We start from the raw sequence: 22,153 nt of genomic DNA, 5'->3' as shown, positions 1-22,153 counted from the left end.
CCCGAACCCGCATGCATCGCAAACAAGAAGGCGGCCCTGCGGCCGCCTTCTTGTGGATCACTTGCCCTTGACGTGCTTCATCAAGCGCCGCTTGGCCTTGACCTGCCGTTCGGTCAGCACGTTCTTCTTGCCCTCGTACGGGTTGGCACCCTCGCGGAAGATGAACTGCACCGGCGTACCGATCAGCTTGAAGCGCTTGCGGAAGAAGTTCTCCAGGTATCGCTTGTACGACTCCTGCAGTTCCTTCAGGCGGGTGCCGTGCACGATGAAGGTCGGCGGGTTGGCGCCGGCCGGGTGCACGTAACGCAGCTTGGAGACATGGCCGCGGATGGTCGGCGGCGGGTTGGTCTCGTAGGCCACTTCCAGCGCCTTGTTCACTTCGCTGGTGGTGAAGGTCTTGTTCGCCGATTCGTGCGCGCGGTGCACCGCACGGAACAGCTCACGCAGGCCCGAGCCATGCTTGGCCGAGATGCGCACCGATTCGGCCCACGGCACGAAGCCCAAGCGCAGCGACAGCATCGTTTCCGCCTGCTCGCGCTGGTAGTCGGTCAGGCCGTCCCACTTGTTGATCGCGATCACCAACGCGCGGCCGGCATCCAGCACGGCGCCGAGCACGGTGGCGTCCTGGTCGGTCACGCCTTCGGTGGCATCGAGCATCAGCACGGCCACCTGGCAGTGCTCGATCGACTGCATGGTCTTGACCACCGAGAACTTCTCGACGACCTCGTCCACGCGCGAACGGCGACGCAGGCCGGCGGTGTCGATCAGACGGTACTCGCGGCCGTCACGCTCCAGGTCCACCGAGATCGAATCGCGGGTGGTGCCCGGCACGTCCGAGGCGATCATGCGCTCTTCGCCGAGGATGCGGTTGACCAGGGTCGACTTGCCCACGTTCGGGCGGCCGACGAAGGCGATGCGCACGCGGTTCGGATCGTTGTCCAGCTCTTCGCCGCTGCCCTCTTCCGGCAGGCGCTGGATGACCTCGTCCAGCAGGTCGTCCAGGCCCTGGCGGTGGGCGGCCGACACGGTCAGCATCTCGCTGAAGCCGTAGCGGGCGAACTCCGAACGCACGGTGTCCTCGTCGGTGCCGTCGATCTTGTTGATCAGCAGCAACGTCGGGCGCGACAGCTTGCGCAGCCAGGCCAGGATCTCATCGTCCATCGCCGAGGTGCCCTCGCGGGCATCAACGACAAACAGGATCAGGTCAGCTTCGCCAGCGGCAGCACGGGCCTGGCGCGTGGTAGCACCAGCCAGGCCTTCTTCTTCCTCTGCGATGCCGCCGGTATCGACGACGAGGAAATGGTTGTCCTCGTCAAGCCGGCAGACGCCATAGTTGCGGTCCCGGGTGACGCCGGGCTGGTCATGGACCAGGGCGTCACGGGTTCGGGTCAGTGCATTGAATATGGTCGACTTGCCGACATTCGGCCGTCCAACCAGGGCGACCAAAGGCAGCATCGCGATTACTCCGTATTAATTTGCCAACCGGAATGCGGTCAGCTTGCCATCAACGTTCTGCACCAGCAGCACCCCATCGACGACGATTGGCTGGGCCAGAAGCGCATCACCGCCGCTTTTCGCCCGCGCCGCCATCGCGCCATCGGAGGCCTGCAGCCAATGCAGGTATCCCTTGTAGTCACCGACCACCACGTAGTCGCCGTGCAGCGCCGGACCGGTCAGCGAGCGCCGGGCCAGTGCGGTCTGCGACCACATCGCCGCGCCGCTGGCCTTGTCCAGGCCGAACACGCCGCCCTTGTTGTCGGTAACGAAAACATTGCCCGAAGACACCGCCACACCGCCGGCACCGCCGTGGTCACGCGCCCACAGCGGGCGACCGGTCGGGCCTTCGATGGCCATGGTCTGGTTCTTGAAGCTGCTCACGAACAGCGTATTGCCGTCGAGCACCGGGGCGCCATCGACGTCGGCCATGCGGTCCAGCTCGGTACGGCCTTCGCCGGTGCCGACGTTCTGGTCCCACAGCGTGCGGCCGTCCTGCATGGCCAGCGCAGCAACGCTGCCCTCGTCCTTGCCGATGAACAGCACGCCCGGACCGGCCACCACCGCCGCGTTGCCGCGCACGGTCAGCGCCGGCAGCTCGCTCGGGTTGAACCACTTCTGGGTGCCGTTGCCGGCATCGAATGCGGTGACGCGGCCATCATTGCTGCGCACGAAGACCATGCCCTGGGCAATGGCCGGCGCGGCGATGACTTCGTTCGGCACGCGTGCGCGCCACTTCTCGCTGCCATCGTTGATGTCCAGGGCGATCACCTGGCCATCGAGGGTACCGATGACCACCAGGTTCTCACCGACGCCCGGACCACCGGACAGCCGCAGCTTGGCCTTCTTCTTTTCCTTCTTCGGCTCCCAGGTCCAGACCTTCTTGCCGGTCTGCAGATCAATGGCGTGCACGCCACCGGTGATCGCCGCGGCGAACACGTGACCATTGGCCACTGCCGGGCCCTGGCGTACGCCGATGCGGCGCTCGCCCTTGCCCAGATTGACCGACCAGGCCTTGTTGACCTTCAGGGTCGGCTCGAACTTGACCAGTTCAGCCGGCTCCTGTGCCTTCTTCGCTGCTGCGTCCTTGCCGGCGAACCAGCCCTTCATGGTGCTGCAACCGGACAGCGCCATACCGAGCAGGAGTACGGTGGCGACGCGCGTGATCATGACCTTCTGACTCATCAAACCGACTCCGCAGGGGCGGCGACGGTGCCGCCGGCGTCCATAACCTTGGTTTCCAGCAGTCGCCGCTGCGGCGCTGCCACGTCCAGCGTCTTCAGCGCCTTCTCATACTGTTCGCGGGCCGCGTCACGCTTGCCCTGCGCCATCAGCGCATCGCCATGGATTTCCAGGCTGCTGCTGTCGGTGGCGCTGCCCAGCAGCTTGATCGCTTCATCACCCTTGCCGGTTGCCACCAGCAGGCGTGCCACGCGCTGGTCGACCACGCGCTGCAGGTCACCTTCGACCTTCACCGCGCGCAGTGTAGCCAGCGCTTCTTCATTCTTGCCCGCATCGACCTGGGCCTTGGCCAGCTGCAGCGCAGCCAGGTCGCCGTAGATGCTGGACGGGCCAGCCTCAAGCGCCTTGACCGCCTTGGCCGCGTCGTCGAGCTTGTTCTGCTGCAGGCCTACCAGGGCCTTCTGGTACTCGACATTGGCCGAGGCCAGCTTGCCGCCCTGATCCTTCTGGTACCACTGCCAGCCGGCAATGGCACCGATGGCGATGACTACGCCACCGAGGATGCTGGCACCATTCTTCCGCAGCCAGCTGCGGACGCGTTCACTTTGTTCGTGCTCGTCGAGCAGGTCGTCGATCGCCATGCGTACTCTCGCCCCGCCCATCGGGAGGGACCATTGGGATTATCGAAGGTGGTGAAACCGCGCCTCAGTGTGAAACCGGGACAACGGAGCCTTCAGAGGATACCTGAAAGCGTGCCACGTTGGCTCGCTGATAGGGCGTCAGATCGACGATAGCGCCATTCTGCTGAACCTGGACCGCCGAGGCGTTGCCCAGGGTGACCCGGGCCACCTGGCCGGGGGTGAAGCTGCGGGTCTCGCCCGCCTTGATCAACGCCTTCTCGACGCTGCCGCCATCCGGACCGGCGATATCGACCCAGCTGTCACCGCTGAACTGCATGTCCAGATTGGCGGCAGCGGCCGGCGCAGCGCGTGGCACCGGGGCCAGCGAGGCAACGTAGGGGGTAGCGGTCGGCTTGACGACGGGCGCGGCCGTCACTTCGGCGGGTGCGGCAGCGGCGGACCCGGGACCGGCCGGGGTAACCGGTACGGCGGCCGGGATCACGTCCAGCGAGGCGGTGCTCGGCGAAGGCGCGGTGCCATCGAAGTGGCCACGGGTGGCGAACCAGACCGGAACGGCCAATACAGCGGTAATACCGACATACAGCGCACGGCGGCCGAGATTTTCGGCGATCCGGCGCGCACGCGGGGTATGGGTGTGGCTGACCAGGGTCGGCGGAACCACCGGGCCGACCTGGGCCTGCTCCAGCAGTTCGCTGACGTCGACACCGAGCAGGCGGGCATAGCTGCGCAGCTGGCCGCGCACGAACACCGGCGCCCCCAGCTTCTGCCATTGCTCCTGCTCAAGCGACTTCACCACTTGAACCGGCATGCGCAGGCGCTGGCCGACGTCTTCGAGGGTCAGTCCGGCGGCCTCACGGGCCTGGCGCAGGCGGGTGCCGCAGCCGGCCACAGTCTCGAGATCGCTCACAGTCTGGTCATCAATCACAATGCATCAACCCTGGAGTTAGGAGCCCGCGTCCTGCGGAAATTCCTGTCGAATCCGCTGAAGATAGCGATCAGATGCTGCCTGATCACCCAGCCGCGCCTCGATTTGAGACGCAAGTTGTAACACGGAACGCGTGGCCGGTGCAGCCGCAATCCTACGTTCGGCGAAGGCGCGGGCCTCCATGAACTGGCCGCGACGGAAGCTCAGCTGGGCCATCGCCTCCAACGCGACCGGGTTGTTCGGCACCTGCGTCAAGGCCGCACGCAGGTTGCGTTCGGCGCGATCCAGCTGGCCAGCATCCAACGCACAGCTGCCGCCGTTGGCCTGCGCCTCGGCCGGCGTGGTGTAGCTGGGCGCCTGCAACGCACGGTCGAACCAAGCCAGCGACTCGGCGGCCTGTCCGTTCTGGCACAGCCAGGCACCATAATTATTGAGCACGTCACCCCGCTGCGGCGCCAGCTCGGCGGCCCTGCGGAAGCCCTCCCCGGCCTGCCGGGTGCGGCCACGCTGATCATCGATGCCGGCCAGCAGCACCAGCGCATCGGGGTCGGCAGGCGCCAGCTTGATCGCGTCGCGCGTTTTGCGCTCGGCCGCATCGAGGTTGCCGCTCTGCATGTCGCGGACTGCCAGGGCCAGCAGATCCGCCGCGCGGACCTGGCGACGAACGCCCTCCGGGTCGCGGACCGAATAGACCGTCGCCTGGCTGGGACCCAGCTTGGCTTTGGGTTGCGATTTGCAAGCGGTGACCGAGAGGGCCAGCACGCCTGCAAGCAGCGCCAGCCAGAAGCGGTCAGGCAGCAGCATCGCTCCCCTTCCCTGCCTGCAGTGTCTTGTTGAACTCTGCCTGGCGGCGGGTGCGATCCATCACCTGGCCCTTGAGCTGGCCACAGGCAGCATCGATGTCGTCGCCACGGGTCCGTCGGACCATGGTCAGCACCTTCGCGTCGAGCAGGATCTTCTGGAAGGCACGGATATGCGCTTCTTCGGAACGCTCGTAGCGCGTTCCCGGGAAGGGATTGAACGGGATCAGGTTGACCTTGCCCGAGTGCGACGCCTGCACGGCGTTGTCGAACTGGCGCATCAGCCGCGCCAGTTGCCGGGCATGCTCGGGCTGGTCGTTGATGCCCTTCATCAGGGTGTATTCGAAGGTCACCGACTCGCGGCGCTTGTTGGCGCGCAGGTAGCGTGCGCACGATGCCATCAGCTCGGCGATCGGGTACTTCTTGTTGAGCGGGACCAGCGTCTCGCGCAGCGCATCGTCGGCCGCGTGCAGCGACACCGCCAGCGACACGTCGCTTTCGGCGGACAGGCGGTCGATCTGCGGCACCAGGCCGGAGGTCGACAGGGTCACGCGCTTGTTGGCCAGGCCGTAGCCCAGGTCGTCGCGCATCACGCTCATGGCGCGCACGACGTTGTCGAAATTCATCAACGGCTCGCCCATGCCCATCATCACCACGTTGGTGAGACGACGCTGCTTGTGCGGGATGTTGCCCAGATGACGCGCAGCGACCCACACCTGGCCGATGATCTCGGCAGTGGAGAGGTTGCGGTTGAAGCCTTGGGTGGCGGTTGAACAGAACGTGCAGTTCAGCGCGCAGCCCACCTGCGAGGACACGCACAGGGTGCCGCGGTTCTTGTCCGGAATGTAGACGGCCTCGATGGCGTTCTTGCCATCGGTACCCATCGCCAGCAGCCACTTGTGGGTGCCGTCGGCGGAGGGCTTGTCGAACACGATGTTGGGGACGCGGACCTCGGCGTGCTGGTGCAGCTTGGCGCGCAGCGCCTTGCCCAGGTCGGTCATCTCATCGAAATCGGTGACGTAGTGATGGTGGATCCACTTCATCACCTGATGGGCGCGGTAGCGCGCTTCGCCGAGAGTCTCGGCGAAGAAGCGCTCCAGACCCTCGCGATCGAGGTCGAGCAGATTCTGCTTTGCCACAACCGGACCCGCAACGAGTACGGAAGGGATGGCGGTTGGCTGTACGACCTCGTTCACGGCATCACTCTCAGCGCGAAACGACTTCGGTGGCGGCGAAGAAGTAGGCGATTTCAATCGCGGCGTTCTCGACCGAGTCCGAGCCGTGGGCAGCATTGGCATCGATGGATTCGGCGAAGTCGGCGCGGATGGTGCCCGCAGCGGCTTCCTTCGGGTTGGTGGCGCCCAGCAGGTCGCGGTGGGCCAGGACGGCGTTCTCGCCTTCCAGGGCCTGGATCATCACCGGGCCGGAGATCATGAACTCGACCAGCGCGTTGAAGAACGGACGCTCGCGGTGCACGGCGTAGAAGCCTTCGGCTTCACGGCGCGACAGCTGCTTGTACTTGGCGGCCACGACCTTCAGGCCGGCCTTTTCGAAACGGGCGTAGATTTCGCCGATGACGTTCTTGGCAACGGCGTCCGGCTTGATGATCGAAAGGGTGCGCTCCAGCGCCATGGGATGTCTCCAATGGAATCGGGCCGCTGATGGCCCGAAGGGTAACAAAAAAAAAGCCGCGTCGAAACGCGGGCTTAGCCTGATAAACGTGCGCGGATTGTAAAAGATCCCGCCGAGTAGTGCCAGCCCATGGCTGGCAGGTGGACGCTGCCCCTCCCGCGCTGTAACCGATCATCCTGGGCCGCCTATTCAGGCTTTAGCGGCTGCCAGCCATGGGCTGGCACTACTGAATCCTTTGTAACCGCTGGTCAGATTTTTGCTGCACTGCAAAATGCCATACGCTACCGTCTGGTTCTAGTATCAAACAATCGTTTGATTAAGGTCCGCCCGCCCGATGGCCAAGCCCGCCCACTTCTCGACCAAGGACCGGATCCTCGGCGCCGCCGAGGAGCTGTTCGCCCAGCACGGCTTTGCCGGCACCTCGCTGCGCCAGGTCACCAGCCAGGCCGACGTCAACATCGCTGCGGTCAACTACCACTTCGGCTCCAAGGAAAACCTGGTCAACGAGGTCTTCCGCCGCCGCATGGACGAGATGACCGGCAGCCGCCTGGCCCAGCTCGAGCGCGCCCGCAACGAACACCCCGGGCAACTGCGGCCGGTGCTGGCCGCCTTCGTCGAGCCGGCCCTGGCGCTGGCCCAGGACCGCCAGAACGGCGGCGCCTTCGTCCGCGTGATCGCCCGTGCCTACGCTGAAAAGAACGACAACCTGCGCAAGTTCCTGTCCGACCACTACGGCCACGTGCTGCGTGAGTTCGGCAAGGCGATCGCCACCTGCGTGCCCGGCCTGAGCAAGGAAGAGCTCTATTGGCGCCTGGATTTCCTCGCTGGCTCGCTGACCTATGCCATGGCCGATTTCGGGCTGATCAAGCGACCCGCCGGTGTCACCGAAACGGCGCATCGTGCCCATGCCGCGCATGAACTGATCCATTTCGCCGAGGCCGGATTCCGCGCCGCCGCCCGCAGCGGCAGCGCCCTGCCCGCCTCCATTGATTCCACCCAGTAACTGCTGACCAACAAAGGCCCTACACCATGTCCAATTCCCTGCTAGTCCGCCGCGCCGCCGTGCTGGGTGCCGGCGTCATGGGTGCCCAGATCGCCGCCCACCTCACCAATGCCGGCGTCGACACCGTGCTGTTCGACCTGCCCGCCAAGGAAGGTCCGGCCGATGGCATCGTGCTGAAGTCGATCGCCAACCTCGGCAAGCTGAGCCCGGCGCCGCTGGCCAGCAAGTCGCTGGCCGAAGCCATCACCCCGGCCAACTACGAGACCGGCCTGGAACAGCTGAAGGACTGCGACCTGATCATCGAGGCCATCGCCGAGCGCATGGACTGGAAGCAGGACCTGTACAAGAAGATCGCCCCGTTCGTGGCCGACCACGCGGTGCTGGCCTCCAACACCTCGGGCCTGGGCATCAACAAGCTCGCCGACGTGCTGCCGGAACAGCTGCGCCACCGCTTCTGCGGCGTGCATTTCTTCAATCCGCCGCGCTACATGCACCTGGCCGAGCTGATTCCGGCCACCACCACCGATGCCAGCGTGCTGGAAGGCCTGGAGGCGTTCCTGGTCACCACCCTGGGCAAGGGCGTGGTGTACGCCAAGGACACCCCGAACTTCATCGGCAACCGCATCGGCGTGTTCTCGATCCTGTCCACCATCCACCACACCCAGCAGTTCGGCCTGGGCTTCGATGAAGTGGACGGCCTGACCGGCCCGCTGGTCGGCCGTCCGAAGTCGGCCACCTACCGCACCTCCGACGTGGTCGGCCTGGACACCATGGCCCACGTCATCAAGACCATGGGCGATACCCTGCCGAACGACCCGTGGCATGAATTCTTCAAGTCGCCGAAATGGCTGGATGCGCTGATTTCCAAGGGTGCACTGGGCCAGAAGACCGGCGCCGGCATCTTCCGCAAGGTCGGCAAAGACATCGTGGTGCTGGACCTGGAAAAGCAGGACTACCGTCCGGCTGACCGCACCGCCGCGCCGGAAGTGGTCGAGATCCTGAAGATCAAGAACCCGGCCGAGAAGTTCGCCAAGCTGCGCGAGAGCCAGCATCCGCAGGCGCAGTTCCTGTGGGCGACGTTCCGCGATCTGTTCCACTACAGCGCCTACCACCTGGCCGACATCGCCGAGACCGCGCGCGACGTCGACCTGGCCATCCGCTGGGGCTACGGCTGGTCGCTGGGCCCGTTCGAGACCTGGCAGGCCGCCGGCTGGAAGCAGGTCGCGCAGTGGATCGCCGATGACATCGTCGCCGGCAAGAGCATGAGCAACGCCCCGCTGCCGGATTGGGTGTTCGATGGCCGCGACGGTGTGCATGCCGCCGAGGGCAGCTACAGCCCGTCGCGCAATGCCAAGCTGCCGCGTTCGTCGCTGCCGGTGTACCAGCGCCAGCGCTTCCCGGATCCGCTGCTGGGCGAGAAGTTCGCACCGGGCGAGACCGTGTTCGAGAACGACGGCCTGCGCATGTGGCACGACGGTGATGGCATCGCCGTGGTCAGCTTCAAGACCAAGATGAACACCGTGTCCGACCACGTGCTGGACGGCCTGCAGGAGTGCGTCACGCGCGCCGAGAAGGACTTCCAGGGCCTGGTGATCTGGCAGCAGAAGGAGCCCTTCTCCGCCGGTGCCGACCTGGCCGGCGCCCTCGGCCTGCTGCAGGCCGGCAAGGTCGACCAGTTCGAGGAAATGGTGCACAACTTCCAGCGCACCAGCCAGCGCATCAAGTACTCGCTGGTGCCGGTGGTGGCTGCGGTGCGTGGCCTGGCCCTGGGTGGCGGTTGCGAGTTCCAGATGCACAGCGCCAAGACCGTGGCCTTCCTGGAAAGCTACATCGGCCTGGTCGAGGCCGGCGTCGGCCTGCTGCCGGCCGGTGGTGGCCTGAAGGAACTGGCCGTGCGTGCCTCGCAGGCCGCTGGCCCGGGCGGTGACGTGTTCGCCGAACTGAAGAAGACCTTCGAGACCGTGGCGATGGCCAAGGTCTCCAACTCGGCGGTCAACGCCCAGGAACTGGGCCTGCTGCGCAGCACCGACAAGGTGGTGTTCAACAGCTACGAGGCGCTGTACATCGCCAAGGCCGAAGCGCGCGCGCTGGCCGAAGCCGGTTACCGTCCGCCGCTGCCGGCACGCCGCATCCAGGTGGCCGGTGACGTCGGCATCGCGACCTTCAAGATGATGCTGGTCAACATGCTGGAAGGCCGCTTCATCAGCCCGTATGACTACGAGATCGCCGAGCGCATCGCCACCGTGCTGTGCGGCGGCAAGGTCGACCGCGGCACCCTGGTCGACGAAGAGTGGCTGCTGACCCTGGAGCGCAAGCACTTCGTCGAACTGGCCCAGCAGGAAAAGACCCAGGCCCGCATCGCGCACATGCTCAAGACCGGCAAGCCGTTGCGTAATTGATCGCCCATCCCTGCTTTCGGTGGGTGCCGACCATTGGTCGGCACTCCGGCTAAAAAATTCAAGAGATCACTGCAATGACCAAGCAAATCCAGGACGCCTACATCGTCGCCGCCACCCGTACCCCGGTTGGCAAGGCGCCCAAGGGCATGTTCCGCAACACCCGCCCCGACGACATGCTCGCCCACGTGCTGCGCAGCGTCGTCGCGCAGGCACCGGGCGTGGACGTCAACCGCATTGATGACGCGATCATCGGTTGCGCGATGCCGGAAGCCGAGCAGGGCATGAACGTCGCCCGCATCGGCGTGCTGCTGGCTGGCCTGCCGAACACCATCGCCGCGCAGACCGTGAACCGCTTCTGCTCCTCCGGCCTGCAGGCCGTGGCGCAGGCGGCCGACGCGATCCGCCTTGGCAATGCCGACCTGATGCTGGCCGGCGGCACCGAATCGATGTCGATGGTGCCGATGATGGGCAACAAGATCGCGATGGCCCCGAGCGTGTTCGACAACGACCACGTCGCCATCGCCTACGGCATGGGCATCACGGCCGAGAAGGTCGCTGAAGAATGGAAGGTCTCGCGCGAAGACCAGGACGCGTTCGCCCTGGCCTCGCACCAGAAGGCCATGGCCGCCATCCAGAATGGCGACTTCAAGGACGAGATCAGCCCGTACGAGATCGTCTCGCACCAGCCCGACCTGGCCGACGGCAAGCGCATCATCACCCGCAACAAGGTCGCTGACACCGACGAAGGCCCGCGTCCGGATTCCTCCGCTGAAGGCCTGGCCAAGCTGCGCCCGGTGTTCCGCAACGGCCAGTTCGGCGGCACCGTCACCGCCGGCAACTCCTCGCAGATGAGCGATGGCGCCGGCGCGGTGCTGCTGGCGTCGGAACAGGCGATCAAGGATTACGGCCTGACCCCGCTGGCCCGTTTCGTCAGCTTCTCGGTGGCCGGCGTGCGCCCGGAAGTGATGGGCATCGGCCCGATCGCCGCAATTCCGAAGGCACTGAAGCAGGCCGGCCTGAGCCAGGACCAGCTGGACTGGATCGAGCTCAACGAAGCCTTTGCCGCGCAGTCGCTGGCGGTGATCCGCGATTGCGGCCTGGACCCGAGCAAGGTCAACCCGCTGGGCGGCGCGATCGCGCTGGGCCATCCGCTGGGCGCAACCGGCGCGATCCGTACCGCGACCCTGCTGCACGGTTTGCGTCGTCGCCAGCAGAAGTACGGCATGGTGACGATGTGCATCGGTACCGGCATGGGCGCGGCGGGCATTTTCGAGGCGCTGTAGGGTTCAAGGCGTTGCCGGCTGATTGCTGGCTGTGGGGCCCGGGCGGGTGAGGCTGCCCGGGACACGCCGCAAGTACATCCCTGTAGGCTTGGCAGCGGCATCCATGCCGCTGACAGTCCCGGTCAGCCTCACCCGCCCGGACCAGCCAGCATTCCGCGCGGCGGAGGGGTGAGCAAAGGCAGGGCAAGAGCTGGGGTCAGAGCCCTTTGCTGCGCAAAGGGATCCGACCCCGACTGACCCGTCCTGCCATAGGTTGACACCTATGGGGTGGATGATCCGGCCGCCGTCAGGCGGCCAAGGACGCCCGGTGCATCGCATCGGGCGTCTGCATTTTAAGGGACAGGTGGGGGCGCTCGGCGTTGTAGATCTCCACTGCCTCAGCCACCATCTGCCGAGCCTGTCCCAGGTCCCGTGGGCGACGGAGCAGAAACTCGCATTTGAGGATCCCGTTGATCCGCTCTGCCAGAGCGTTCTGATAGCAATCGTAGCCGTCGGTCATGGAGCAGGTCAGGCCGTGCTTGGCATGGATCTTCTGATAGTTGTCCGAGCAGTACTGGATGCCCCGATCCGAATGGTGGATCAGCCGTTGCCTCGTTTTCCGGGTTTTCAGGGCCATCTCCAATGCCTGCGCGGTATGTTCGGTCTGCAGCGTCTCATTCACGCTCCAGCCTACGATCTTGCGTGACCACGCATCGGTAACAAGGCTCAGGTAAACGAACTTCCCATCTGTTGGTAGATAGGTGATGTCAGCCACCCACACCTGTTCGCAGCCACTGGGAACGATGCATCCTTCACCGGATTTGAGCAGATTGGGATGCTTGCGGAAGCGATGATGGCTATCGGTCGTCTTGTGATACGCGCGGCGCTGCGGCACCAGCAAGCGCGCTTCTCGGAGCACGTCAAATAAACGATCGCGCCCCAGAGCGATCCCCGCCGCCTGCAGCTTCGGCTCAATCAGATGGTGCAGCTTGCGCGTACCGACCCGAGGCTGGCGCGCGCGGCAGTCGCTCACCAGCGACAGTGCCGTAGCATCAGCAGCGTCTCGCCGCTGATGGCGGTGACCGGCCTGATAGAACGCCTGCCGACTGATGCCGAAATGGCGGCAAGCCCTTGCCACGCTTACGCCTTTGAGGCGCCCTTGCGTGAGGACTTGCCGGAAGGCTTTTTTACGATTTTTACCCCGTAATCCTCTTTGAGGACATCCACGATGGCCTCGAACAACTGCGCCTTCTCGTTTGCCTCCCGCAACTGGACCTGCAGGGCCTTGATCTGTTGTTCCGGCGTCAGCGGCTTGGCCGCCCCGGCTTTGGGGACAGTGCTCATGGGAGGCAATGATGCCCCAGCTGACCAATCCTGCCGACCATGCCGACGAAGCCAGGAAAGCACCGTGCTGCGCCCTTGGATCCCATAACGCTCCTGGGCCTTTTTGTAGGTCAGCTCCCCGCGCTCGACCTGGTCTACCACCGACAACTTGAAGGCCAGCGAGTAATCCCGTTGGCTGCGCCTGATTGTTGATTTCATTGAACATTCCTTTTCCAGAGGGAAAAGGTGTCAACCCAATTCAGGACGGGTCAGACCCACGAAAAAAGGCAGCCAATGGCTGCCTTTTTGCTTTTGCTTCTGCCTTTGATTCCGCCCTACCCGTCCCGCCCATCACGTATCAATCAAAGCGCCGACGGAACGCTCGAAAAACCTTACTCCGCTAGCATCGCCGCCAGCTTCTCGCGTGCCGGGCCGGCCAGTTTCGGGTTGTCCAGCGCGAAGCGGATCGTCGCCTCCACCAGCCCCAGATGGGTGCCACAGTCGAAACGGGTGCCCTCGAAACGATAGGCATCAACCTCGTCGGTCTTCAGCAGTTCGGCGATCGCATCGGTCAGCTGGATCTCGCCGCCGGCACCGGTCCGGGTCTGCTCAAGCAGCTCGAAGATCTTCGGGCTCAGCACGTAACGACCGACCACGGCCAGATCGCTCGGCGCGTCTTCCGGCTTCGGCTTCTCCACGATCTGCGAGATACGCCCCTTGCGGCCATCGAACGCCTCGGTGGCGACGATGCCGTAGCTGGCCGTCTTGTCGTGTGGCACGTCTTCGACAGCAATGACGCTGGCACCGCTGGCCTCGTTGAGGTCGGCCATCTGCTTCAATGCACCCGCGCCGCGGTTCCAGATCAGATCATCTGGCAACAGCACAGCGAACGGCTCGTCACCGATGACCGCCTTGGCGCACAGCACCGCGTGGCCCAGGCCCAGCGCCTCGGCCTGGGTAACGAAGATCGCGCGCACGCCTTCCGGCAACACATGGCGGATCAATTCGAGCTGTTCGTGCTTGCCCGCGCGCTCGAGCTTCTGCTCCAGCTCGTAGGCCTTGTCGAAATAGTCGGCGACAGCGTGCTTGTAACGGTTGGTGATGAACACCAGGGTGTCACAGCCCGCTTCGATCGCCTCATCCACGGCGTACTGGATCAGCGGCCGATCGATGATCGGCAGCATTTCCTTCGGCACCGTCTTGGTTGCCGGAAGAAAACGCGTGCCCAGACCTGCTACCGGAAATACCGCCTTGCGAATGCGCTTGCTCATTGGTGCCTGCTGGCCTCACGTGCCGGAAAGGGCACAACCTTAGCGGATGAAATGTAAGCATCCTGTTCGATTGGCGAGAATTCCGGCATGGTCGCGAACAGGATTTCCTGGATCGTATCGATGTCGTACCGGGCAATCGCCTCGCGCAGTTTGGGCACGTTGCCCAGCACGATATCCCGCGAGAAAGTACGGACGCCGGCCTCCAGGATCTTCGGGTGCGCGGTCGGCCGGTAGTCCTCGTCGGAATAGAACAGTGTCTCGTGCAGCTTCTCGCCCGGGCGCAGGCCGGTATAGATGATCGGAATTTCCTTGTAGGGCTGCTTGCCCGCCAGGCGGATCATCTGTTCGGCCAACACCCGGATCGGCACGGGCTCGCCCATGTCCAACGTATAGATCGCCCCGTGCGACGCCGACGCGGCCGCCTGCAGGATCAACTGGCACGCCTCTGGAATCGTCATGAAATAGCGGCTGACCTCCGGGTCGGTCACCGTGACCGGTCCGCCCTTAAGGATCTGCTCGCGGAACAACGGCACCACGCTGCCGGCCGATGCCAGCACGTTGCCGAAGCGCACGGTCACGAAACGGGTGTGCGTGGACTTCTGGTCCAGGCTCTGGCAGATCATCTCCGCATAGCGCTTGCTGGCGCCCAGCGCATTGACCGGGTCCACCGCCTTGTCGGTCGAAATGAACACAAAGTGCTCGACGCGGGCTTCCAGGCAGGCGCGGGCCACGTTCTCGGTGGCCAGGATGTTGTTGCGCACGGCTTCGCGCAGCTGACGCTCCAGCACCGGCACATGCTTGTAGGCAGCCGCATGGAAGGCGGTGTCGACCGGGTGCAGCGACAGCGCATGGCGGATCACCGCAGGATCGCCACAGTCACCGAGCACGGCTTCGATCTCGACATCGGGGAAGCTGCGGCGCAGCTCGCCCTCGATGGTCAACAGCAGCAGTTCGCTGATCTCCAGCAGCACGATACGTCCCGCACCATGGCGCGCGCACTGGCGACACAGCTCGGACCCGATCGAGCCACCGGCACCAGTGACCATCACCGTGCGCCCGCCCAACCAGCCGCGGATGAGGTTCCAGTCCGGCATGATCGGCTTGCGCCCGAGCAGATCTTCGATCGCCACTTCCTTCAACTGGCCCGGCAGCGACTGTCCCTGCAGGATGTCGCTGAGTTTGGGCACCGTGCGGAACGGAATGCCGGTGCTCTCGCAGATGGCCACCACGCGCTGCATGCCGACGGCATCCAGCGAGGGCATGGCAATCACCAGCAGCTTGGCCGCGGTCTCACGAGCCACCGCCGGCGCATCGTCCAGCGTGCCCAGGATCGGCAGGCTCTGCAGCTTTGCACCACGCAGGTGCGGTGCATCATCGAGCAGGCCAACCGGCTCGAAATTGCCGGATCGGCGCAGGTCGCGCACCAGGGTCTCAGCGGCTTGGCCGGCGCCGAGAATCAGCACGCGGCGCGCGGACGAATCGGACTGCAGCGACTGGTAGTCCTTCCATGCCCGGTACAGCAGGCGCGGCGCGCCCAGCAGTGCCGACAGTGCGAACGGATAGATCACCAGCACCGACATCGGCACGCCGTTGAAGCGTTTCCAGGCCAGCACCAGAACAATGGCAATCAGGCCGATGAAGCTCGCCTTGAAGATGTTCAGCAGGTCGCTGACGCTGGCAAAGCGCCACAGCCCGCGATAGAGGCCGATACGCCAGAACACCAGGCCCTGCAGGGCCAGCACCAGCGTGGTGTCCACGTTCCACAGCGGCAATGCGGGAGCGTCTGCGAGGATCGAGTAGCGACCCGCATGCAACAACTGCCAACAGGCCCATACCATGAACAAGTCGTGGCAGACGATGGCCGTACGCGGCATCAGGCCGAGGATTCTGTCCCGCCAGGGTGAAGACATAGATCGAGTAATTCCTTATCGGTGGCGCAATCCATTGCGCAGGAGGAGCCACAGCAGGGTCAACGCGGTAAACCACGCGACCGCTACGGCAGCCTCCCACCTCGGCTGCAAATTGGTGCAGATATTGAACACTGTAATACTGAACAGGCCCAAAACAAAATACATCCCTGTCACCAGGGCGTGGCTGGCTCCTGCCTGCACCGCGCGCTGGTAGACATGCTGGGTGTGGGGTTCCATCCAGCGTTGCCCAGAAAGCATGCGCGCCAACAGCGTGAAGCCCGCGTCCACAAGGAATGCAGACAACGGCAGCAACAGCAGCATCCAGTTGATATCGGTATGCACTGCGGCGACGGCCAGCACGACGGCCACGGCATAGCCGAGCGTGCCACTACCGACATCACCCATGAAGATCCGCGCCTGCGGGAAGTTGAATGGCAGAAAACCCAGGCATGCCAGGCCAAGGACGACGGCCACCAGCGAATAGGGCCAGGGCAGCACGGTGGCGAAGCCCAGTGCAACGATGACCGCCTGGCTGCTGGCAATCCCGTTGATGCCATCCATGAAATTCCAGATGTTGATCAGCGAAGCGGTGAAGAACAGCACCAGCAGGCTCAACAGCCAACTGCCGCCGTGCATCTTGACCAGCCCTGCCAGCAACATGGCGGCGAGGAAATGCACCAGCAGCCGGCGCATGGCCGGCAGCGGCCGATGGTCATCCCACCAGCCAATGCCGGCAACCAACAGCAGGCCAAGACTGGCGACAGCCAGGATGAGCGTGGCGTCCGGCCAGAAAAAAGCGGCCACGGCCGCAGCAACCAGCAGACTGATCACGATGGCGATGCCACCACCGCGAGGGGTTGCGACACTGTGGCTGCGGCGCTCACCGGGCTGATCCAGCAACTGCCTGCGCAGGGCATACACGCGCGCCGCCCAGGTCAACGCCGCGCTGAGCAGGGCCAGGCCCAACAGCGCGGCCATCACAAGCCACGGCATGGTTCAGAGCACCGCGTAATTCAACAGCGGCTTGACCGTGCCCCACTCCTTGCAACTGGGACATTGCCAGTGGTGGGTACGTGCGCCGAATCCACAGCGGGTGCAGCGGTAGGCGGGATTGCGCACCAGCAACTGGTCGGTGATGTGCTTGAGGTCGTGCAGGGTCGCGGTGGAATCTGCGCCCTCGGCCAGAGTGAGGTCGATCAGTGCCGATTCGCCGCGCACCGACGGGCGATCCTTGAGCTGGCGGCCAAGATAGGCGCGGGCAGGTGCAACACCCTCCTGCTCTTCCATCAGGCGGGTCAGCGCCAGCACCGGAGCGATGCCGCGGTAATGCTCGGTCATCTCGGACAGGAAGGCGCGCGCGCCACCCAGGTCACCGACCTTGCGGTAGTTCTCCATCAGCGCCGGCAGCACTTCCGGCAGGTATTCCGGATCGTTGCGGGCAGCACGCTCGAAGGCACGCACGGCGGCCTCGGCGTTGCCTGCATCGGTTTCCAGGCGGCCCTCGATGATGCCGGCACGGACCGACATGGCATCGGCCTGGTAAGCGCGGGCAATGGCCGCCCTCGCCTCTTCCAGCTTGCCCGCGCCACGGAAGCGTTCGGCCAGCTCGCATTCGAACTGCCCGATCAGCTTGCCCATCGGCTCGCCGGTGACATCTTCGAAGCGGGTAGCGTTGTCAATCGCCTTTTCCCAGTCACGCTCGGCCTGGTAGATGCCGATCAGGTGTTTGAGCGCCTGCGGTGCGCGCTGGTCCAACTGCGCAAGTTCGGTGAACACGGTTTCGGCCCGGTCCAGCAGACCAGACTTCATGTAGTCCTCGCCCAGTGCCAGCAGGGCCTGCACGCGCTGCGCGTCGCTCAGGTCCTGGCGGTTGACCAGGCCCTGGTGCAGACGGATTGCGCGGTCCACTTCACCACGGCGGCGGAACAGATGGCCCAGCGCGACCTGGGTCTCGAAGGTTTCCTTGTCCAGCTCGGCGATGTGCAGGAACAGTTCGATGGCCTTGTCCGGCTGCTCGTTGAGCAGGTAGTTCAGGCCACGGAAATAGGTGCTGGACAGGTGGCTGACCTGGTTGTCACCGTGGCGTTGACCGCCGCGGCGTCCGATCACCCAGCCGGCCAGCGCAGCCAAAGGAAGACAGAGGAAGAACCAGAACCACTCGGAAACGAATTCCATCTTCGATCAACGTCCATCAAAAGATTGGGAGGGGACCACCGGCGCCGACGGTGCAGCCGCCGATTTGTTGGCACGGCGCAGCTGGCTGTAGAGCGGAATGACCACGCTTACCAGCACCAGGCCAGCACCGACCACGACACCGATCAGCAGGGCGGCAATCAGCGCCACGCCGACGGACGTGTTCAATTGGGTAAACAGCAGGTTGATCGACATGGCCGTCATGTTGACCGCACCGATGATCAGACCAAGGATGAGAACCGTCAGCAGGACCAGCAGACGAAAAACTTTCATGCGACAGCTCCATTGGCAGGAGGCCGTAGCTTATCCGACTCGTGGTGGGATTCGCACGAAGTCGCGCGACGGACGGCTCAGGCCGGATCTGCGTCCAGCGGCAGCACACTGCTGACCCGCTCGCGCAATTCCTTGCCTGGCTTGAAATGAGGGACATGCTTGCCCGGAAGGGCAACCGATTCGCCGGTCTTCGGGTTGCGACCCAGGCGCGGCGGACGGTAGTGCAGCGAAAAGCTGCCGAAGCCGCGGATCTCGATGCGATCACCGGCCGACAGTGAGCCCCCCATCATTTCCAGCAATGACTTGACCGCCAGATCGACATCATCGGCCTTCAGGTGCGCCTGCCGGCGCGCAAGGATTTCGATCAGTTCGGATTTGGTCATTACCGGCTCACATCAGGGGCATCTCAGCCTGAAACGGCCCGGGCAGTGCCCGGGCCGTCCAGGAAACAACGAACAGCGCAGGGCCGATATTACTCGGACTTGTTGCCGTTCAGCTGTGCACGCAGCAGCGCGCCCAGCTGGGTGGTGCCGCTGGAAGCCGAAGAGGACTGGTATTCCTCCAGCACTTCGCGCATTTCAGCGTCGTCCTTGGCCTTGATCGACAGCTGCAGGGTACGACCCTTGCGATCCATGCCCACGAACTTGGCTTCAACCTTGTCGCCGACCTTCAGGTGCTGGGTCGCGTCGTCGACACGCTCGTTGGCGATGTCGCGAGCTGCAACATAGCCTTCGATGCCGTCGGACAGCTCGATGATCGCGCCCTTGGCGTCGACTTCCTTCACCACGCCTTCGACCTTGGAGCCCTTCGGATTGGTCGCCATGTACTGGCCGAACGGATCCTGCTCCAGCTGCTTGACGCCCAGCGAAATGCGCTCGCGCTCCGGATCGACGGCCAGGACCACTGCGTCCAGGTTGTCGCCCTTCTTGAAGTTGCGAACGATGTCTTCGCCAGTGGTTGCCCAGCTGATGTCGGACAGGTGAACCAGGCCGTCGATGCCGCCGTCCAGGCCGATGAAGATGCCGAAGTCGGTGATCGACTTGATCTGGCCCGACACCTTGTCACCCTTCTTGTGGGTGGCAGCGAAGGTTTCCCACGGATTGGCGGCAACCTGCTTCATGCCCAGCGAGATGCGGCGACGCTCCTCGTCGACGTCCAGGACCATGACTTCAACTTCGTCACCGACCTGCACAACCTTGGACGGGTTGACGTTCTTGTTGGTCCAATCCATCTCGGAAACGTGCACCAGACCTTCGACGCCCGGCTCGATTTCGACGAATGCGCCGTAATCGGTGACGTTGGAGACCTTGCCGAACACGCGGCTGTTGGCCGGGTAACGACGGGCGATGTTATCCCACGGATCTTCGCCCAGCTGCTTCAGGCCCAGCGAAACGCGGTTGCGCTCGCGGTCGAACTTCAGCACGCGCACGTCCAGCTCGTCGCCGACGTTCACGACTTCGGACGGATGGCGCACGCGCTTCCATGCCATGTCGGTGATGTGCAGCAGGCCGTCGATACCGCCCAGGTCCACGAATGCGCCGTAATCGGTCAGGTTCTTGACGACACCCTTCAGGATCGCGCCTTCCTGCAGCTTGTCCATCAGCTGCTCGCGCTCTTCCGAGTGCTCGCTTTCGACGACAGCGCGGCGCGAGACCACGACGTTGTTGCGCTTGCGGTCAAGCTTGATGAGCTTGAATTCCAGCTCCTTGCCTTCCAGGTAGGCCGGATCGCGCACGGGGCGCACATCGACCAGGGAACCCGGCAGGAAGGCGCGGACATCCTTGATGTCCACGGTGAAACCACCCTTGACCTTGCCGCTGATGCGACCGGTGATGGTTTCGTTCTTTTCCAACGCTTCTTCCAGCTCGTCCCACACCATCGCGCGCTTGGCCTTCTCGCGCGACAGGACGGTTTCACCGAAGCCGTTCTCGATCGAGTCGAGGGCGACCTTGACGATGTCGCCTTCGGCAACATCGATTTCGCCAGCGTCGTTACGGAACTGTTCGATCGGCACGATGCCTTCCGACTTCAGCCCGGCGTTGATCACCACGACGTCGCCGCGGACTTCAACAACGGTACCGCTGACGATGGCGCCCGGCTTCAGCTTGGCCAGGTTGGCCTGGCTGGCTTCAAACAGTTCGGCAAATGATTCGGTCATTAGATTTACTCTGTTGGACACATGGGTCGGTTGGCTTCCCTTCAGGGAATGGCTACCGCCCGCCTGTTGGTCGACCCCGGAAATGCAGGTCGTGTGTGGAAGTAGGAAAACCGCCACGCATCATTGCGCGACGGAGCTTTTACAGCACTGCAATACGCGACCTCCACCGATGGTGCTGGCAGAGCTCCCGCGCGAACGGATCAGGCAGCCGGAACCGGAAGCAGATCCATCACTCTGGCAACGACATCTTCGATGCCGATGCCTGTGGTGTCGATGAGGACAGCATCGTCTGCCGGCTTCAGGGGCGCCACGGTACGCTGAGCATCACGGGCGTCGCGGGCCATGATCTCGCGCAGGAGGTCATCAAAGTTAACAGAAACCCCCTTGTCTTTCAACTGCTTATGCCGGCGCTCGGCGCGCTCCTCGGCACTGGCGGTCAGGAACACCTTGTAGGGGGCGTCCGGGAAGATGACCGTGCCCATGTCGCGGCCATCGGCGACCAGCCCCGGCTCCGTCCTGAATGCGCGCTGGCGCTCCTTCAGGGCGGCCCGGACCTCGGGAATGGCGGCAATCGCCGACGCCAGCGCCCCGGTGGTCTCCAGCCGCAGCTCGTCGGTGGCATCGGTGCCATTGACCAGGACCCGCATGGCATCGCCCTGCTCGACGAACTGGACATGGGTGTCAAAGGTGCAGCGCACCAGCGCGGAGGCGTCGGAGGTATCGATGTCGGCCCAGCTGGCCGCCACGCCGACGGCGCGGTACAGAGCGCCCGAATCCAGGTAGTGCCAGCCCAACCGGCGCGCCACGATGCGGCTGATGGTACCCTTGCCGGCCCCTGATGGGCCGTCGATGGTCAGGACGGGAACAAGTGGATTCATGGGGGTCCTTGCGCGTGTGAAGAGGCCATTCTAGCCCCTGCCAGACACCCCGCAACGGGCCATTTGTGCAACCACTTGAAACCATGGGGAAAAGCCCGGTAGAATGGCGGGCTTGAACGAGCGTCAACTGCCGATTGTCTTTCGCATATCGCGGCCACGCTCCACCCGAACAACTACTGTTTACGCCGAGGTATGCCATGAAAGTTCTGTCCTCCCTGAAGTCGGCGAAGGCCCGTCACCGTGACTGCAAGGTCGTGCGTCGTCGTGGCAAGATCTTCGTCATCTGCAAGTCGAACCCGCGTTTCAAGGCGCGTCAGCGCTAAGCCCAACGGTCCTTGTGACCGCGGCTGGCCCCACGCGGGGCCGACCCGATGCAAAAAGCCGCCTTCGGGCGGTTTTTTGTTTATGCGGTTTTTTCCTGCCGTTTTTGCTGTAATCGCTGTTCTTGACCACTGGGGAGTAGATCGAGATGACGCGTTACCTGTGCACCCTGGCCGTACTGGCCACCCTGGCTGCCGCCACCCCGGCGCTGGCCGATACCCTGCTTGTCGACCGTGCCCGCGAAAAGCCGGCCGGCGCCCTGCCCGTCCGCGGCCAGAGCATGCAGCAGGTGCAGTCCCAGTTCGGCGCGCCGGCAGAGCAGCTGCAGCCGCGCGGCGGACAGAAACGGCAATGGCCGACCATCCACCGCTGGGTGTACCCGCAGTTCACCGTCTACTTCGAGAAGCAGAAGGTGATCGACGTGGTGGCAAACCAGGCGGATCCGAACGAAATCGGCCCCAAGCCGCCGATCCGTTGACCTCCATGCC

General features: G+C 64.3%; 21 protein-coding genes. 5 read left to right on the top strand and 16 right to left on the bottom strand.

Translation table 11 applies throughout. From position 1 onward, the window contains the following. Positions 1-57 precede the first annotated feature (57 nt). From der to ndk, 7 genes are all read right to left on the bottom strand, one after another. Positions 58-1,455 (bottom strand): ribosome biogenesis GTPase Der, encoded by a 1,398-nt coding sequence (der, locus tag ACEF39_RS08835; RefSeq protein WP_500287658.1) that lies wholly within the window; start codon positions 1,453-1,455, stop codon positions 58-60. 15 nt (positions 1,456-1,470) lie between these two features. After that, positions 1,471-2,679 (bottom strand): outer membrane protein assembly factor BamB, encoded by a 1,209-nt coding sequence (bamB, locus tag ACEF39_RS08830; protein ID WP_140227102.1) that lies wholly within the window; start codon positions 2,677-2,679, stop codon positions 1,471-1,473. Beyond that, entirely contained in the window at positions 2,679-3,317 is a 639-nt protein-coding gene (locus ACEF39_RS08825) for a YfgM family protein (RefSeq protein ID WP_025874997.1), read from the bottom strand. Before ACEF39_RS08825 ends, bamB begins: the two co-directional genes overlap by 1 nt. A 64-nt stretch (positions 3,318-3,381) precedes the next feature. Further along, on the bottom strand, positions 3,382-4,242 hold the full coding sequence (locus ACEF39_RS08820; RefSeq protein ID WP_500287657.1) for a helix-turn-helix domain-containing protein: 861 nt from the start codon (positions 4,240-4,242) through the stop codon (positions 3,382-3,384). A gap of 18 nt (positions 4,243-4,260) precedes the next feature. Beyond that, positions 4,261-5,046, bottom strand: coding sequence for a type IV pilus biogenesis/stability protein PilW (gene pilW / locus ACEF39_RS08815; RefSeq protein ID WP_500287656.1), 786 nt, complete (start codon positions 5,044-5,046; stop codon positions 4,261-4,263). Then, positions 5,033-6,238, bottom strand: coding sequence for a dual-specificity RNA methyltransferase RlmN (gene rlmN, locus ACEF39_RS08810; RefSeq protein ID WP_089240538.1), 1,206 nt, complete (start codon positions 6,236-6,238; stop codon positions 5,033-5,035). Before rlmN ends, pilW begins: the two co-directional genes overlap by 14 nt. A gap of 10 nt (positions 6,239-6,248) precedes the next feature. Next, positions 6,249-6,674 (bottom strand): nucleoside-diphosphate kinase, encoded by a 426-nt coding sequence (gene ndk, locus ACEF39_RS08805; RefSeq protein ID WP_008265389.1) that lies wholly within the window; start codon positions 6,672-6,674, stop codon positions 6,249-6,251. A gap of 334 nt (positions 6,675-7,008) precedes the next feature. Between ndk and ACEF39_RS08800 the strand changes: the two genes are divergently transcribed. The 3 genes from ACEF39_RS08800 (at position 7,009) to ACEF39_RS08790 (ending at position 11,359) form a co-directional block, all read left to right on the top strand. After that, positions 7,009-7,677, top strand: a complete 669-nt coding sequence (locus ACEF39_RS08800) for a TetR/AcrR family transcriptional regulator (protein WP_500287655.1) — start codon at positions 7,009-7,011, stop codon at positions 7,675-7,677. A 26-nt stretch (positions 7,678-7,703) separates the two neighbouring features. Further along, entirely contained in the window at positions 7,704-10,076 is a 2,373-nt protein-coding gene (locus ACEF39_RS08795) for a 3-hydroxyacyl-CoA dehydrogenase/enoyl-CoA hydratase family protein (protein WP_447934590.1), read from the top strand. Between the two features lie 74 nt (positions 10,077-10,150). After that, positions 10,151-11,359 carry an acetyl-CoA C-acyltransferase gene (locus tag ACEF39_RS08790; RefSeq protein WP_500287654.1) on the top strand — a complete coding sequence of 403 codons (1,209 nt, stop codon included), beginning with the start codon at positions 10,151-10,153 and terminating at the stop codon, positions 11,357-11,359. A 286-nt stretch (positions 11,360-11,645) separates the two neighbouring features. On the opposite strand, the gene ACEF39_RS08785 is transcribed toward ACEF39_RS08790, so the two are convergent. From ACEF39_RS08785 to cmk, 9 genes are all read right to left on the bottom strand, one after another. Further along, positions 11,646-12,880 (bottom strand): IS3 family transposase gene (locus ACEF39_RS08785; RefSeq protein ID WP_500285465.1). Its coding sequence is split into 2 segments (ribosomal slippage): positions 11,646-12,529 and positions 12,529-12,880, totalling 1,236 coding nucleotides; the frame shifts between segments, so codons are not numbered across the junction. Between the two features lie 173 nt (positions 12,881-13,053). Further along, complete coding sequence (gene galU / locus ACEF39_RS08780; protein WP_025875017.1) at positions 13,054-13,932, bottom strand: UTP--glucose-1-phosphate uridylyltransferase GalU; 879 nt, start codon at positions 13,930-13,932, stop codon at positions 13,054-13,056. After that, positions 13,929-15,842, bottom strand: coding sequence for a polysaccharide biosynthesis protein (locus ACEF39_RS08775; protein ID WP_500287653.1), 1,914 nt, complete (start codon positions 15,840-15,842; stop codon positions 13,929-13,931). Before ACEF39_RS08775 ends, galU begins: the two co-directional genes overlap by 4 nt. 15 nt (positions 15,843-15,857) lie before the next feature. Continuing rightward, positions 15,858-16,835: an MraY family glycosyltransferase gene (locus tag ACEF39_RS08770; protein ID WP_500287652.1), complete on the bottom strand. Its 978-nt coding sequence runs from the start codon at positions 16,833-16,835 to the stop codon at positions 15,858-15,860. A 3-nt stretch (positions 16,836-16,838) separates the two neighbouring features. Continuing rightward, positions 16,839-18,017: a lipopolysaccharide assembly protein LapB gene (gene lapB / locus ACEF39_RS08765; protein WP_032977571.1), complete on the bottom strand. Its 1,179-nt coding sequence runs from the start codon at positions 18,015-18,017 to the stop codon at positions 16,839-16,841. Between the two features lie 6 nt (positions 18,018-18,023). Continuing rightward, positions 18,024-18,308: a lipopolysaccharide assembly protein LapA domain-containing protein gene (locus ACEF39_RS08760; RefSeq protein ID WP_500287651.1), complete on the bottom strand. Its 285-nt coding sequence runs from the start codon at positions 18,306-18,308 to the stop codon at positions 18,024-18,026. A 77-nt stretch (positions 18,309-18,385) separates the two neighbouring features. Then, positions 18,386-18,691 carry an integration host factor subunit beta gene (locus tag ACEF39_RS08755; RefSeq protein ID WP_005409286.1) on the bottom strand — a complete coding sequence of 102 codons (306 nt, stop codon included), beginning with the start codon at positions 18,689-18,691 and terminating at the stop codon, positions 18,386-18,388. Positions 18,692-18,780: 89 nt separating this feature from the next. Further along, entirely contained in the window at positions 18,781-20,466 is a 1,686-nt protein-coding gene (gene rpsA / locus ACEF39_RS08750; protein ID WP_025875032.1) for a 30S ribosomal protein S1, read from the bottom strand. Positions 20,467-20,666: 200 nt separating this feature from the next. Further along, a complete protein-coding gene (gene cmk / locus ACEF39_RS08745) occupies positions 20,667-21,344 on the bottom strand; it encodes a (d)CMP kinase (RefSeq protein ID WP_500287650.1) in 678 nt (225 codons plus the stop codon). 197 nt (positions 21,345-21,541) lie between these two features. Here cmk and ykgO point away from each other — a divergent pair, with 197 nt between their 5' ends. After that, positions 21,542-21,667, top strand: coding sequence for a type B 50S ribosomal protein L36 (ykgO, locus tag ACEF39_RS08740; RefSeq protein ID WP_005409283.1), 126 nt, complete (start codon positions 21,542-21,544; stop codon positions 21,665-21,667). Between the two features lie 146 nt (positions 21,668-21,813). Further along, on the top strand, positions 21,814-22,143 hold the full coding sequence (locus tag ACEF39_RS08735; protein ID WP_089240526.1) for a hypothetical protein: 330 nt from the start codon (positions 21,814-21,816) through the stop codon (positions 22,141-22,143). The last annotated feature ends 10 nt before the right edge of the window (positions 22,144-22,153 follow it).

The organism is Stenotrophomonas indicatrix (assembly GCA_041545745.1).
Lineage (GTDB): Bacteria > Pseudomonadota > Gammaproteobacteria > Xanthomonadales > Xanthomonadaceae > Stenotrophomonas > Stenotrophomonas indicatrix_A.
Note: the sequence above shows the minus strand (reverse complement) of the source record. Positions and strands in the feature narration are given on the sequence as shown.

Excerpts from the sequence above, each read along its gene's own strand:
- der (WP_500287658.1), bottom strand. The coding sequence starts at position 1,455 with ATGCTGCCTTTGGTCGCCCTGGTTGGACGGCCGAATGTCGGCAAGTCG.
- bamB (WP_140227102.1), bottom strand. The coding sequence starts at position 2,679 with ATGAGTCAGAAGGTCATGATCACGCGCGTCGCCACCGTACTCCTGCTC.
- ACEF39_RS08825 (WP_025874997.1), bottom strand. The coding sequence starts at position 3,317 with ATGGCGATCGACGACCTGCTCGACGAGCACGAACAAAGTGAACGCGTC.
- pilW (WP_500287656.1), bottom strand. The coding sequence starts at position 5,046 with ATGCTGCTGCCTGACCGCTTCTGGCTGGCGCTGCTTGCAGGCGTGCTG.
- ndk (WP_008265389.1), bottom strand. The coding sequence starts at position 6,674 with ATGGCGCTGGAGCGCACCCTTTCGATCATCAAGCCGGACGCCGTTGCC.
- ACEF39_RS08800 (WP_500287655.1), top strand. The coding sequence starts at position 7,009 with ATGGCCAAGCCCGCCCACTTCTCGACCAAGGACCGGATCCTCGGCGCC.
- ACEF39_RS08795 (WP_447934590.1), top strand. The coding sequence starts at position 7,704 with ATGTCCAATTCCCTGCTAGTCCGCCGCGCCGCCGTGCTGGGTGCCGGC.
- ACEF39_RS08790 (WP_500287654.1), top strand. The coding sequence starts at position 10,151 with ATGACCAAGCAAATCCAGGACGCCTACATCGTCGCCGCCACCCGTACC.
- galU (WP_025875017.1), bottom strand. The coding sequence starts at position 13,932 with ATGAGCAAGCGCATTCGCAAGGCGGTATTTCCGGTAGCAGGTCTGGGC.
- ACEF39_RS08775 (WP_500287653.1), bottom strand. The coding sequence starts at position 15,842 with ATGTCTTCACCCTGGCGGGACAGAATCCTCGGCCTGATGCCGCGTACG.
- ACEF39_RS08770 (WP_500287652.1), bottom strand. The coding sequence starts at position 16,835 with ATGCCGTGGCTTGTGATGGCCGCGCTGTTGGGCCTGGCCCTGCTCAGC.
- lapB (WP_032977571.1), bottom strand. The coding sequence starts at position 18,017 with ATGGAATTCGTTTCCGAGTGGTTCTGGTTCTTCCTCTGTCTTCCTTTG.
- ACEF39_RS08760 (WP_500287651.1), bottom strand. The coding sequence starts at position 18,308 with ATGAAAGTTTTTCGTCTGCTGGTCCTGCTGACGGTTCTCATCCTTGGT.
- ACEF39_RS08755 (WP_005409286.1), bottom strand. The coding sequence starts at position 18,691 with ATGACCAAATCCGAACTGATCGAAATCCTTGCGCGCCGGCAGGCGCAC.
- rpsA (WP_025875032.1), bottom strand. The coding sequence starts at position 20,466 with ATGACCGAATCATTTGCCGAACTGTTTGAAGCCAGCCAGGCCAACCTG.
- cmk (WP_500287650.1), bottom strand. The coding sequence starts at position 21,344 with ATGAATCCACTTGTTCCCGTCCTGACCATCGACGGCCCATCAGGGGCC.
- ykgO (WP_005409283.1), top strand. The coding sequence starts at position 21,542 with ATGAAAGTTCTGTCCTCCCTGAAGTCGGCGAAGGCCCGTCACCGTGAC.
- ACEF39_RS08735 (WP_089240526.1), top strand. The coding sequence starts at position 21,814 with ATGACGCGTTACCTGTGCACCCTGGCCGTACTGGCCACCCTGGCTGCC.